Raw genomic sequence first — 12,779 nt, 5'->3', positions numbered from 1 at the left:
GTCACGTGCGGGCGGCGGTCAGGCGCCGCTCCAGCGCCCCGACGGCGTCCCGGAACGCCCGCCCGAACCCGGCCCGGCCGACCTTCAGGCCGATCCGGAACGGTGCGGCGCCGTCGGCCGCGAACGTCCACTGCACCCGCGCCCCACCGGGCACCGCGGTGATCCGCCACTCCTCCAACAGGGCCCGCACACCAGGGGCGTTGGACTCGTCGACCCGGTACGCGTACACCTGGCCCGGCTCCGCGGCCACGATCGTCTCGACGAACCGCGTGCCGCCCTTGAGCCGCACCTCGCGCCGCGGGCCGTCCGCCCCGTCCTCAACAGGCCGCGCCAGCGTCACGGCGGAGAACCACTGCGGCCACCCGGCCACGTCGTCGGCGAGCGCGGCGTACACCGCCTCCGGCGAGGCGGACACCTCACGGGCGAACACGAGCCGCAGCGGAGCGGTCTCGACGAAGTCGAGGCCCACAGGGAGAAGACGGCGTGCCATGAACGTTCAGCCCCCAGACAGGACGACGGGTCAGGCGCTCGACCGGCAGCCGTAGCACGCCGGCCGACCGGGCACGGTCACCATAGCTGTCGACCCGTCAGATGTCTGCACCGGCCGAACCGGAATCGGCCTCCCCGGCGACCACGAGCCGCATGTGCTCGGAGATCTCCGCACGGGCCTCCACCGGCAGCCCCGCATCCGTCACCAGCGTGTCCACCTGGTCCAGCGCGGCGAACGAACTCAGGCCCACCGTCCCCCACTTGGTGTGGTCGGCGACGACGACCACCCGCCGCGCGGACTGCACCAGGCGTCTGTTGGTCTCCGCCTCCGCCAGGTTCGGCGTCGACAGGCCCGCCTCCGGGCTGATCCCGTGCACGCCGAGGAAGAGCACGTCGAAGTGGAGCGCCGCGATGGCCTGGTCGGCGACCGGGCCCACCAGCGAGTCCGACGGCGTGCGCACACCGCCGGTCAGTACCACCGTGGCCGCGCCCTGCCGGGTCCCCGCGGAGCGCTGCGCGGTGTGGAACACATCGGCCACCCGCACCGAGTTGGTCACCACCGTCAGGTCCGCCACGTCCAGCAGCTGCTGCGCCAGCGCGTACGTCGTCGTCCCCCCGGACAGGGCGATCGCCGTGCCCGGCGCGGCCAGCGGGGCCGCCGCGCGCGCGATGTCCTCCTTGGCGGTGAGCTCCAGGCCCGACTTGGCCTCGAAACCCGGCTCGTGGCTGCTCGCCTCGACCACGGGGACCGCGCCGCCGTGCACCTTCTCCAGCACACCCTGCCGCGCCAGCGCGTCCAGATCGCGCCGTACCGTCATGTCGGAGACGCCGAGCTTCCTGGTCAGTTCGTTGACACGGACGCCGCCGCGGCGCCGGACCTCGTCGAGGATCAGGGCGCGGCGCTGCTCCGCGAGGAGGTTCTGATTCTCGCTCACGTCCCGTCGGGTCCCTTCGCTTCGTCACCGTGACCCCACGGCCGTCCGGCCGAAGTCCTGGTCATCCTCGCACGCGGCACCGACACCCGTGGCACCGCCCGCACACGCCACCTGGGCGGGGGACACGAACGGGTCGGGGGAGATTCCGTGACGAGGGGTGCGTGAGGGGTGCGCGAGGGGGCCCACAGCCGGAATCCTGGTGTCCGTCAGGAACGGGGGACACACAGATGGACACGGCGCGACAGCACCACGGCGACACGAACGCCGGCACCGACGAGACCGCACTGGAACTGCTCGTCCACGGAGTGGGCGGCACCACACCGCAGGAGATGCTCGACGACCCGCGCACGGTACGCGTGTCGGGCGACGCGACGGCGGCCGTCTTCCGCCGCGCCGAGGACGTCGACGCGGAATCGCGACCCGACGACTACCGGGGCAGACCCGTGCCCGAGGCGTACGTGTGGTGCAACCTCACGTCGGGCAACGGCTCACGGGCGCTGTGGCTCGTGCTGCTGCCCTTCATGGTCGTCAATCTGGCGCACTGGATGCGCCCCAACGCCCGCCGCAGGACCCGCACCGTGCGGCTGTACGGGCTGCTGGTCAGGCTCGCCGGGCTCACGCTCACCGTGCTGCTCGTGGCCGGTGCCTGCGAGGTCGCGCTCGATCTGACGGCCTGGCAGTGCGCCGGCACCCCGGCCTGCGCCGACCGCAGGTCCTGGCTCGGCTTCCTCGCCGACGGCTGGTGGAGCCAGCCCGGACGTCGGCTCGCGCTCGCCGCCGTCGTACCGACCGCGCTGACCGTCCTGCTCTGGTACCTCTCCCACCGCACGTGGAGCGCGTACGAGTCCCAGCGCCCGCCGACCCACGGCCTCGACCCCGACGGCACCGACGGCTCGGAGGGCAACGCGCTGGCCAGGCCCGGCTTCTGGTACGGGCGGCGTCTGGTGTCCCGGCTGCGCGCCGCGCACACCGCGGCGGGACTGCTGACCGTGGCCGCGGCCGTCGGCACGGCGGCGGCCCGCTACGACCGGCGCCCCGGTGGGGCCGCGCTGCTCGACGTGCTGGGCTGGGGCCTCGTCGCCGCCCTGGCCGCGGGCATGGTCTTCGTGCTCGTCGTCGTGGTCAGCCGCGGGCGCAGCGAGGAGCGCATCGACCTCGTCGTCGACCGCGTCCTGGTGCGCGTCCTGCCCTACGGCGCGCTGGCGCTTCTCGTCCTGGTCATGGTGTACGCGGGCTGGTCGCGGCCGCACTGGCACTCCTCGGGGCGGCTGCCCGGCGACACGACGTTCGGCGGGATCGCCCTGGTGCAGGGCGCCCTGGTGCTCGCCCTGGCCGTGGTCGCGAAGGCGATCTACCGCACGGCCGTCGACCGCCGCACCGCGCTGCGCGGCCTCGGCGGACCCGCCACGGCGATGCTCTCCTTCGCCCTGGGCGGCGTGATGACCGGCGGCATCGCGCAGCGCGTCGCCGACTGGCTGGACGGGACCGGCGGGCTGATCAAGGGCCCGCCGGTGCTGCTGTCCTGGCAGGCCTCCGTCATCCCGCCGCTGCTGGTCGTCCTCGCCGTCATGTGCGCCGTGCTCGGCGTGCGCACCGCCCGCAGGAAGAAGGCCGAGACCGCCCGGGTCGTCACCGACTACCACCTGGGCGAGCATGCGGAGGGGGAGCGCCCCGACCACGCGCGGACGTCCGCGATCGCGGGCACGCGCGCGCGTGCCGCCCTCACCGACCGGGCGCCCGCGATGATCGGCGTGATCTCGTCCGTGACACTGCTGCTCGGCGGCCTCGCCGTCGCCGGGGCCTGGGCCACCGGCAAGGTCCCGGGGACCGCGGCCGAGGGCACCTTCCCGCTCCTGGAAGGCGCCGCGGACACCGCACAGGCGCTCGGCTCCTGGCTGATCGGCGCCGGCTTCATACTCTTCGTCACCTGGGGGCGGCGCGCCTACAAGGACCCGTCCGCCCGCCGCACCATCGGCATCCTGTGGGACGTCGGCACGTTCTGGCCGCGCGCCGCACACCCCTTCGCGCCGCCGTGCTACGCGGAGCGTGCCGTGCCCGACCTGACCTGGCGCATGGCCACCTGGACCCGGGCCACCGGCGGCCGGCTGATCCTGTCCGGACACTCGCAGGGCAGTGTCCTCGCGGCGGCCGCAGCCTGGCAGCTGCCGCCGTCCGTGCGGCGCCGCGTCGGACTGCTCACCTACGGTTCACCGCTGGAGCGGCTGTACGGGCGGTGGTTCCCCGCCCAGTTCGGGCCCGCCGCGCTGATGTCGCTGCACCGCCAGGTCGACTGCTGGCGCAATCTGCACCGCGGGACCGACCCCATCGGCGGCCCGATCAACCTGCCCGGCGACTGCGGACCCCAGGTCGACCACGACGCCCTCCTGGACCCGCTCGCCTACGGCCGCACCGAGCGGCACCCGCTGCCCGCGCCGATCCTCGGCCACAGCGACTACCAGGCCGACCCGGTCTTCGCCGAGGAGCGGGCCCGCCTGCTGGCGCGGCTGGGGCACGGGGTGCCGACCCCGCGGGCTCAGGGCAGTTCGGGCAGGTCGTCCGGGTAGAGGAGCGTGAGGTCGTCCGTGCTCGGCTCGTCGAGCTGGGCGACCCGCCCCGCGTGCCGCTCCACCATCGACTCGAACGTCTGCCGCGCCGTGCGGCCGTTGCCGAACGCCGGGCCCTTCGGGATCGCCGTGAAGTGCTTCAGGAGTGCTTCCGGCGTCCCGGGGGCGAGCCGGTACTCGTGCTCCTCCGTCTGCTGCTCCACGATCCGCAGCAGCTCCTCGGGGAGGTAGTCGGAGAAGGTGATGGTCCGTGAGAAGCGGGACGCGACACCGGGGTTGACGGTGAGGAACCGCTCCATCTCCGTCGTGTACCCGGCGACGATTACGACGACCGAGTCCCGCTGGTCCTCCATCAGCTTCACCAGCGTGTCGATCGCCTCACGGCCGAAGTCGCGGCCCGAGTCCTCGGGGGAGAGGGCGTACGCCTCGTCGATGAACAGGACGCCGCCCTGGGCCCGTTGGAAGGCTTCCTGGGTGCGGATCGCGGTCGAGCCGATGTGCTCGCCGACCAGATCGACCCGGGACACCTCGACGAGATGCCCCTTCTCCAGGACGCCCAGGGACGCCAGGATCTCGCCGTACAGGCGGGCCACCGTCGTCTTGCCGGTGCCGGGGGAGCCCGTGAACACCAGGTGCCGCCGTACGGACGCCGCCTTGAGACCGGCCTGCTGCCGCCTGCGCCCCACCTCGATCATGTCGGTGAGCGCCCGCACCTCGCGCTTGACGCTCTCCAGGCCCACCAGCGCGTCGAGTTCACCGAGCACGGCCTTCGACGTGCGCGACTCGGGCTGCGGCTCGGGCGGCTCCGGCACGGCCCGCTGCTCGGGGACACCGCCCAGCAGGCCCACGGTCCGCGGCGCGGTCTGCGTCTGCACGACCGGCTCCGGCGCGGCGGTCGCCCCGGGCCGCACACCGCCGCTCTCGTCGCTGGTGCACTCCTCGACGACCGGACCGTCCTCCGCGAACTCGTAGCCGCCGCGGGAGCACCGTTCCGTACGGCACTTCCTGAGCGTCGTGCGGCAGCCGTCCATCACATGGAAGCCGTAGCCGTCACTGCCCGCCACGCGGCAGCCCTGGAAGGTGCCCCGGCCGCCCGCCGACACGTAGAAACCCGCTTCGGAGGGTGAGGTGACCGTGCAGCGCTCGATCGTGGGATCGGCGCCCTTGGTGACGATCACACCCGTCTGTGTGGCGTCCACCGTGCAGTTGGCGAGTGTGCCGCCGCTGCCGTGGTCGCGGAACCAGGCGCCGGTCGCGGCCTCCCGGATCCGGCAGTCGTCCAACTGCGCGGTGGCCCCGTCGCTCACCGACACCGCCGTGTTGCGCACCTGCGACAGGTCGCTGTCGACGACGTCCACGCGCGAGCCGCGGTCGAGCACGAACAGCGCGTCCGGCACGTCGTGCACCCGGCACGCCTCCAGGACCGCGGTCGCCCCGTCGCTGACCCACACCGCCGGGTAGTCGCCCGTACTGTCGTGGATCTCGCACTGATTGGCGTCCACGCGCGTGCCCGGGTCCCACACCGACAGGCCGTTGCGCCCGAACCGGCGCACCGTGGAACGGGTCAGCGTCAGCACCGACCGGGAGCGCAGATCCACCGCGTTCTCCGGGATGTCGTGGATGCGGCAGTCCGCGAGGGTGAGCACCGCGTCCGTGTCGAGGGTCACGCCGTCGGCCGTCGTGCGGTGCACGTCGCAGTCCGTCAGATGCGCGGCGGCCCGCCCGGTGATCTGCACCCCCGAGCCCTTGATCTCGTAGACCTCGCAGCCCACGGCCTCCAGACCGGTGTGCTCGCCGGTCACCGAGAGCCCGGAACCGGAGGCGTGGTGCACCCGGCAGCGCTCCAGGCGCGGGTGCGCGCCGCCGCGCACCGCGACCCCGGCCTGACCGGCGGCGACGACCTCGCACTCCTCGAAGACGCCGCCCCCGCCGTCCAGGACGGCGATCCCGATGCCCGCGGGGTTGTCGACGGTGCAGCGCCGCACGGTGGGACGGGCCCCGCCGCGCACCTCGATGCCGGAGGCGGAGCGCGTCATGACCCGGACGTCGATCAGCTCCGGAGCGCCTTCCTCCACGAGGAGCGCGGGCGCCGCCGCGTCCTGGCCCTCCACGTGCAGGTCCTGCACCGTCGCCGAGGCCCGGACGGTCAGCGGCACCCCGTCGGCCGGGGCGATGCGCACCGAACCGGGGGAGCCCTCGGGGCCGCGCAGCGTCACCGCGCGCTGCACCACGAGATTCTCCCGGTACGTGCCCGGGGCGACGGTGAGCACGTCCCCGTCGCCGGCCGCTTCGAGGGCGGCGGCCAGCGACGCGTACTCCCCTGTGCGGCGCCGCCACCGCGATGTACCGGTGTGCGTCACCTGGACCGTGCCCTGTGCCATAGCGGTGTTCTGTCCCCACCTCGTCGTACGCGGGTCGTGCTGTCGCCCCGACGGGGGCTGCTGCTGCCTAAGGTGGGTCCACCGTAGCGCGCGCGGAGCACGGCAGTTGACCGGAGTGGAGACCCCGTCAGCTGCCCGCGCCGGTCCTGCCCCAATCGGGGCCCGCTATGTCCCAGGCGCGGTCCCAGCGTGCGTACCGGCGACGGACCATGCGCCACACGATGAAGCGGCGGGTGCCCTCGACCAGCCCGCCGAGCGCGACGGCCGCGCCGAATCCGGCGAGCACCGCGTGCGTCGCCGCCGTGGCACGGTCGAGCGGGCGGCCCGCGACCTCGCCCCGGTCGTCGGTCCACAGCGGGAACGTGTCGCCCTGGTGCGGGGACTTGAGCGCGGCGACGACGCGGTCGCGGTGCGCGGTGCCGTCCGTCGCCGTCCAGGTGGCGATGACGCGGCTGTGCGCGTCCCTGGCGGTCGAGGTCTCCGGGTCGGGGTCGAGCGGCGGCTGCGGCAGCTTGCGCACCACGGTCGCCGTGATCTCGTGCCGGTGCCGGTGCTGCTGGTCCACGGACCGGTACAGCGCGTCACGGGAGAGGGACCCGGCCACCACGCCGACCACGGGCGCGGCGACGACGACGAGGACGAGCGCGACCAGCGCCACCCATGCCTCGGCCAGGTCGGTCCCGCGGCGCAGTGGATTGTGCCGCCACCGCCAGAGTCCGGTGATCGCACGCACGATCTGCACCCCCTTCCGCGTCCCCCGCTACCGGTGGTTCCGGCACCGCCATTGTCTCTCAACGAGCGTGCCGCGCTGCCGGGTTCCCCGACCGGGTGACCGTTATTCGAGGATCGTGAGCGGATCCCCGATCCGGACGGATCCGGGCGACTCGGGCACCAGGTTCGTGCCGAAGCAGAGCTGGTCGCCGAAGCGGCGGTGCCGGGCGAGGGTGCGCAGCGGCTCCTTGCCGCGCTCCGCCGTGTCCTGGTTCGTGGTGGTCACGACGCAGCGGCCGCACTTCTTGGTGATGCGGAAGGTGACCTCGCCGATCGCGATCCGGGTCCAGTCGTCCTCGGCCCAGGGCGCGGTGCCGGAGACGACCACACTCGGCCGGAACCGGTTCATGGGCAGCGGGCCCTCGTCCGCGTGATCACCCTGCGCGATCAAGGAGTTGAGGGCGTCGAGGGAGGAGAGCGTCGTGAGCAGCAGCGGATAGCCGTCGGCGAAGCTCACCGTCTCGCCGGGGCGCGCGTACTCCGGGTCGATCGGGCGCCGGGTCGCGGGGTCGTCGAGGTGCATGAGGCGGACCTCGCACTCCAGGTACGTGCTCCACCAGGCGTGCGCGGCGTCGGCGGCGGGCACGGCCTCCACCTTGTCGCCCCACACCTCGACGGTGCCCGTCCGCTCCGGCCGGGGCACCTCGACCTCCAGGGGCTCGGTGCCGGGCCCGGACAGCAGAACGCCGCCGCCGGGCAGCAGCTCGGCGGCGGCCAACGCCAGGCGCGGATGCAGGCGTTGCGTGACGATCTTGTTCGCGGAGTCGACCAGAACCCAGCGGCGGTCCCCGGCGAGCCCCCACGGTTCCACGACCGCCGTGCGCGGTGCGTGCCCCCGAACCGCCTTCAGCGGGTAGACATGGATCGAACTGAGCTCAGGATGCTGCGACATGGGGTCATCCTGCCAGCAGGCGGTGACGACCCCATGCCGGGGCCGGACGCGTGGTCCGTGAGCGTGGGGCGTCCGTCAGTAGCCGCGGTACTGCTGGCGGTTGTACGGGTCCTCGTACGGGGCGGGCGCGGGCCGCGGGGCGGCCGGGCGCATCGCCTCGTACCCGGTGCCCACGGCCGGGCGGGGCTGCTGCGGGGCCTGCGGGCCCGGGTAGCCGCGCGGGGCGGTCGCCTGCTGCGGGATGTAGGCGGTCGGGGCCGGCTGCATCTGCGCGGGCTGCTGGGGCGGATACCCGTACTGCGGCGCCGGCGCGGACGGGCCCGACGGCAGGGCGGGCAACGCGGCCGGGAGCGCGGGGAGATGACTTCCGGTGTCGTACGGGGAGGGCACCCGGATCGGCGCGATCTGGGGTGTGCCCCGCTCGGCGACAAGGGAGTCGTAGATCGGGGTGTCCGGGAAGGACGGCGCGGAGTAGTAACCGCCGCCATAGGTGGAGCGGGGGGAGGTCATGACACATAAGTTAAGCCCACGATGTGGTCGATGGGGTAGCCCGATAAGAGGGTTCTTTGGCGTGTCGGGTGTGACCGTGCGTCCCCAATGCGAGCGAACTCGTCAAAAACGGTCGTCACGCCGCGCTGGATTCGTGTAAAGGCCGAGTTCTCGGTGGGTTACCGGGGGTTGGCCAGTGATCTTCGAACGTGCCTCTGTGGTTCCGTCGTGGGCGGGGAATAGGTTGACGGAGAAGCCGGAGACGACTGTTGGGGGCAGACATGACAATGGCCAAAGGATCGAATGTGGCGGTGCCGGCTCCGGCGGTGCGCGTCGAATTGGGGTGGCGCGGCGGGCCCGGTGTCCCCGACGCGGATGCCTCCGCTCTCCTGCTCGTCTCCGGAAAGGTCCGTTCCGACGCGGACTTCGTGTTCTACAACCAGCCCGCGCACGCCTCCGGGGCGGTGCGGCACGAAGGAAAGAAGAACACCGGCAGTGACGTGACGGACACGCTTTTCGTCGATCTCGCGCGCGTGGAGCCGGCCATCGAGCGCGTGGTGCTCGCCGCGTCGGCGGACGGCGGCGCGTTCGGCCGGGTGCCCGGCCTGTATGTCCGGGTCCTGGACGCGTCCTCCGGTGCCGAACTCGCCCGCTTCGACAGCACGGACGCCACCGTGGAGACGGCCTTCGTGCTGGGGGAGCTGTACCGCAGGCAGGGCGCCTGGAAGTTCCGCGCGGTCGGCCAGGGCTACGACAGCGGCCTGGAGGGGCTGGCCACGGACTACGGCATCACGGTCGACGAGCCGCAGCGCACGGCCCCGGCGACCGCGCCGCAGTACACGCCGCCGGCCCCGGTCGCATACCCGCCGACCGCCCCGGCGCCGCAGCGCGCCACTGCGCCGCCGATGCCCGCGACGCCGCCGCCCGCCACCGCGCCCGTCCGCCTCAGCAAGATCACGCTCACCAAGTCCGCGCCCTCGGTCTCCCTGGCCAAGCAGGGCGGCACCGCGGGCGCGATGCGGGTGAACCTCAACTGGGAGGTGCGCAAGCAGTTCAGCGGCTGGGGCAGCAAGCGCGGCCGCGCGACCGCGATGCACCGGGACCTCGACCTCGACCTGTGCGCCCTGTACGAACTGGCCGACGGCCGCAAGGGAGTCGTCCAGGCGCTGGGCAACGCCTTCGGGGCGCTGCACCAGGCGCCGTACATCCATCTCGACGGCGACGACCGCACCGGAGGCGTGGCCACCGGCGAGAACCTCACCATCAATCTCGACCACAAGGACGCGTTCCGCCGCATCCTCATCTTCGTGACCATCTACGAAGGCGCGCGCAGCTTCGCCGACCTCCACGCCACGGTCACGCTGACACCCCTGCACGGGGCGCCGATCGACTTCTCCCTCGACGAGTGCACCGTTCCGTCCACCGTGTGCGCGCTCGCCCTCATCACCCACGACGGCGGCGATCTCACCGTCCAGCGTGAGGCCCGCTACCTCGTGCCCGGCCGGGGCGTGAGCCCGCAGCGCACCGTGGACCACGCCTATGGGTGGGGCATGAACTGGACACCTGGCCGGAAGTAGCCCACGCGGTCCGTCTAGTGCGTGGCATCGGGACGGGCGTACGTGCGCCCCTTCCATGCCGCGCCCCGGCCCCTGTAGTGCTGCACCGCCGAGTCCACCGTCATCAGGAGGTACAGGAGCGCGGTGAACGGCAGCAGCGGGGCCAGCCACAGGGTCTGCCGGTAGTAGCGCAGCATCGGGACGTACGTCGCCGTCATCACCGCCCACGCGAGACCGCCCAGCAGGGCCACGGCGGCGTTCTCCGTGACCAGCCCCGCGAACAGGGCGACGGGCGGCACCAGGTACACGAGCGCGAGGCCCAGCACGGTGCCGAGCAGGACCAGCGGGTTGTGCCGCAACTGCGCGTACGCGCTGCGCGACACCATGCGCCACAGGTCCCCGAGATACGGATAGGGCCGCACGCTGTCCACGTGCTCGGCGAGACCGAGCCAGATGTGGCCGCCCGAGCGCTTCACGGCCCGCGCCAGCGACACGTCGTCGATCACCGCCTGCCGGATCGCGTCGGGGATCCCGGCGCGCTCGGCCGCATCGGTGCGCAGCAGGACACAGCCGCCCGCCGCCGCGGCCGTGCGCGATCCCCGCTTCGCGATCCACCGGAACGGATAGAGCTGCGCGAAGAAATACACGAACGCCGGCACGACCAGCCGCTCCCAGACGCTCGCCACCCGCAGCCGCGCCATCTGCGACACCAGGTCGAAACCGCCCGTCTGCGCGGCCGCCACCAGCTCCCGCAGACTCCCCGGCTCGTGCGCGATGTCCGCGTCGGTGAGCAGCAGGAACTCCGGGCCACGCGTGCGTGCCAGCGCGATGCCGTGCCGCACCGCCCACAGCTTCCCCGTCCAGCCCGCGGGCGGCTCGCCGGGGGAGTCGACGGTCAGCGGAAGGCCACCGTTGCGCTCCGACAGGGCGCGCGCCAGATCGCCGGTGCCGTCCGTGCTCCCGTCGTCCACCAGGAAGATCTCCGCCCGGCCCGGATAGTCCTGGGCGAGCAGCGAGGGCAGGCTGTCGGGGAGGACGGCCGCCTCGTCGCGGGCCGGGACCACCACGCACACGTCCGGCCAGTGCGCCGGGTCCGTGCGCGGCGGCAGCCGCAGGTCGGTACGCCAGAAGTAACCCTGGCACAGCAGCAGCCACAGCCATGCGGCGAGCGAGGCCGCGGTGATCCACACAACGACGTCCATCCGCCGCAGTCTGCCCCACCGGCGCGGCGCTGTCGGACCGATCGTCTATGGTTTCCGGGTGAAGATCGCGCTCATGGACTCGGGAATCGGACTGCTCGCGGCCGCCGCCGCGGTACGGACCCTGCGGCCCGACGCCGATCTCGTGCTCTCCTCGGACCCGGACGGCATGCCGTGGGGCCCGCGCACCACCGAGGACATCGTCGAGCGCGCCCTGGCCGTCTGCGAGGCCGCCGCCGCGCACCGCCCCGACGCCCTGATCATCGCCTGCAACACGGCGTCCGTGCACGCCCTCCCCGCGGTCCGCGCCCGCCTGGAGCCGGAGATCCCCGTCATCGGCACCGTCCCGGCGATCAAGCCCGCGGCCTCGGCCGGCGGGCCCGTCGCGATCTGGGCCACGCCCGCCACGACCGGCAGCCCGTACCAGCGCGGCCTGATCCGCGACTTCGCGGCCGGCGCCGAAGTGACGGAGGTGCCCTGCCCCGGCCTGGCCGACGCGGTGCAGTGGGCCGACGAGGACGCCATCGACCGGGCCGTCGCGGCCGCCGCCGCGCTCACCCCGCGTGACGTACGGGCCGTCGTCCTCGGCTGCACCCACTACGAGCTGGTCGCGGAGCGTATCCGTGCGGCGCTGCGGCAGCCCGGCGTCGAGCCGCCCGTGTTCCACGGCAGCGCGGGCGCCGTCGCCGCGCAGGCGCTGCGCAGGGCCGGCGAGCGGGCCCGTGCCGCGACCGGACGAGGCGGCCTCACCGTGATCCTCAGCGGCCGTGAGGAATCGCTTCCGCAGGCGGCGCTCACCTACGCCGAGGGCCGGGCCCTGCAGGTCGTCAGCCACGCCGGGTGAGCGACGCCACCGGTCCGGAGCAGTCACTCCCCGCGAGGCGATGCCTGAGTGGCGGAACCTGAGTAGTCTCGTGTGCATGAGGGACGACGCCGCCGACGCGCACCCCGGGCGACGCAAATCCGCCCCGGTGACCGAGATCTGGACGGGCCGCGCGCACAACCGTGTGCAGTGGCTGCTCGCCATGGGCGGCTTCGCCTGTCTGGCCCTGGGTATCGAGCTCGCCGTGGACAACTCCTGGGCGACCGGTATCGCCGCCCTGGCGATGTCCGTGGTCGGACTGATCGCCGTAGGACTGCTCGTCCTGTTCGGCACCCTCGCGTTCCTGCACGTCGCCGTGAAGGTCGACAAGGACCACCTCGAAGTGCGCTGCGGCCATGTAGGACTGCCGCGCCGCCGCATCCCGCTCTCCCACGTCGTCGACGCCGACTTCGCGCCGCGTGTCACTCCCCGCCAGTGGGGCGGCTGGGGCTACCGCTGGCGGCCGGAGATCGGCACCGCCGTCGTCGTGCGGCGCGGCGAAGGCGTCGTGCTCAGCCTCGGGGACGGCCGGAAGTTCACGGTGACCGTCGACGACGCGGAGAGCGCGGTGCGCCACATCCGCGACCGGCTGAAGCCGACCGCCGCGGGGCCCGCCCTCTGAGAGCCTGTCTTTGAACCGC

At 73.3% G+C, this 12,779-nt stretch carries 11 protein-coding genes; 4 read left to right on the top strand and 7 right to left on the bottom strand.

The annotated features are described in order from the left end of the window. Position 1 precedes the first annotated feature (1 nt). A complete protein-coding gene (locus tag J3486_RS24720; protein WP_207823832.1) occupies positions 2–490 on the bottom strand; it encodes an SRPBCC family protein in 489 nt (162 codons plus the stop codon). Between the two features lie 97 nt (positions 491–587). After that, a complete protein-coding gene (locus J3486_RS24715) occupies positions 588–1,424 on the bottom strand; it encodes a DeoR/GlpR family DNA-binding transcription regulator (RefSeq protein ID WP_207823831.1) in 837 nt (278 codons plus the stop codon). A 227-nt stretch (positions 1,425–1,651) separates the two neighbouring features. On the opposite strand from J3486_RS24715, the gene J3486_RS24710 reads away from it, so the two are divergent. Continuing rightward, positions 1,652–3,988, top strand: coding sequence for a hypothetical protein (locus J3486_RS24710; RefSeq protein WP_207823829.1), 2,337 nt, complete (start codon positions 1,652–1,654; stop codon positions 3,986–3,988). Here J3486_RS24710 and J3486_RS24705 read toward each other — a convergent pair. The 4 genes from J3486_RS24705 to J3486_RS24690 all read right to left on the bottom strand — a co-directional run bounded on the left by J3486_RS24705 (position 3,958) and on the right by J3486_RS24690 (position 8,542). Beyond that, positions 3,958–6,369: a right-handed parallel beta-helix repeat-containing protein gene (locus tag J3486_RS24705; protein ID WP_207823827.1), complete on the bottom strand. Its 2,412-nt coding sequence runs from the start codon at positions 6,367–6,369 to the stop codon at positions 3,958–3,960. The genes J3486_RS24710 and J3486_RS24705 overlap by 31 nt on opposite strands. Positions 6,370–6,496: 127 nt before the next feature. Then, complete coding sequence (locus tag J3486_RS24700) at positions 6,497–7,102, bottom strand: hypothetical protein (protein WP_207823826.1); 606 nt, start codon at positions 7,100–7,102, stop codon at positions 6,497–6,499. Between the two features lie 102 nt (positions 7,103–7,204). Further along, positions 7,205–8,032, bottom strand: coding sequence for an MOSC domain-containing protein (locus tag J3486_RS24695; RefSeq protein WP_207823825.1), 828 nt, complete (start codon positions 8,030–8,032; stop codon positions 7,205–7,207). A gap of 75 nt (positions 8,033–8,107) precedes the next feature. After that, positions 8,108–8,542 carry a DUF6643 family protein gene (locus J3486_RS24690; protein WP_207823824.1) on the bottom strand — a complete coding sequence of 145 codons (435 nt, stop codon included), beginning with the start codon at positions 8,540–8,542 and terminating at the stop codon, positions 8,108–8,110. A gap of 266 nt (positions 8,543–8,808) precedes the next feature. Here J3486_RS24690 and J3486_RS24685 point away from each other — a divergent pair, with 266 nt between their 5' ends. Next, positions 8,809–10,098 carry a TerD family protein gene (locus tag J3486_RS24685; protein ID WP_207823823.1) on the top strand — a complete coding sequence of 430 codons (1,290 nt, stop codon included), beginning with the start codon at positions 8,809–8,811 and terminating at the stop codon, positions 10,096–10,098. A gap of 14 nt (positions 10,099–10,112) precedes the next feature. Here the strand turns inward: J3486_RS24685 and J3486_RS24680 are convergent, their stop codons facing one another. Beyond that, complete coding sequence (locus J3486_RS24680; protein ID WP_207823822.1) at positions 10,113–11,279, bottom strand: glycosyltransferase; 1,167 nt, start codon at positions 11,277–11,279, stop codon at positions 10,113–10,115. A 58-nt stretch (positions 11,280–11,337) separates the two neighbouring features. On the opposite strand from J3486_RS24680, the gene J3486_RS24675 reads away from it, so the two are divergent. Continuing rightward, positions 11,338–12,120 (top strand): glutamate racemase, encoded by a 783-nt coding sequence (locus J3486_RS24675; protein WP_207823821.1) that lies wholly within the window; start codon positions 11,338–11,340, stop codon positions 12,118–12,120. 76 nt (positions 12,121–12,196) lie between these two features. Beyond that, positions 12,197–12,760, top strand: coding sequence for a hypothetical protein (locus J3486_RS24670; RefSeq protein ID WP_207823819.1), 564 nt, complete (start codon positions 12,197–12,199; stop codon positions 12,758–12,760). Positions 12,761–12,779: the final 19 nt, after the last annotated feature.

Origin of the sequence: Streptomyces sp. VRA16 Mangrove soil (assembly GCF_017377775.1) — a bacterium.
Classification (GTDB): domain Bacteria; phylum Actinomycetota; class Actinomycetes; order Streptomycetales; family Streptomycetaceae; genus Streptomyces.
This window is presented reverse-complemented; position numbering and strand designations above follow the sequence as displayed.

Excerpts from the sequence above, each read along its gene's own strand:
- J3486_RS24720 (WP_207823832.1), bottom strand. The coding sequence starts at position 490 with ATGGCACGCCGTCTTCTCCCTGTGGGCCTCGACTTCGTCGAGACCGCT.
- J3486_RS24680 (WP_207823822.1), bottom strand. The coding sequence starts at position 11,279 with ATGGACGTCGTTGTGTGGATCACCGCGGCCTCGCTCGCCGCATGGCTG.
- J3486_RS24690 (WP_207823824.1), bottom strand. The coding sequence starts at position 8,542 with ATGACCTCCCCCCGCTCCACCTATGGCGGCGGTTACTACTCCGCGCCG.
- J3486_RS24710 (WP_207823829.1), top strand. The coding sequence starts at position 1,652 with ATGGACACGGCGCGACAGCACCACGGCGACACGAACGCCGGCACCGAC.
- J3486_RS24670 (WP_207823819.1), top strand. The coding sequence starts at position 12,197 with ATGAGGGACGACGCCGCCGACGCGCACCCCGGGCGACGCAAATCCGCC.
- J3486_RS24705 (WP_207823827.1), bottom strand. The coding sequence starts at position 6,369 with ATGGCACAGGGCACGGTCCAGGTGACGCACACCGGTACATCGCGGTGG.
- J3486_RS24685 (WP_207823823.1), top strand. The coding sequence starts at position 8,809 with ATGGCCAAAGGATCGAATGTGGCGGTGCCGGCTCCGGCGGTGCGCGTC.
- J3486_RS24695 (WP_207823825.1), bottom strand. The coding sequence starts at position 8,032 with ATGTCGCAGCATCCTGAGCTCAGTTCGATCCATGTCTACCCGCTGAAG.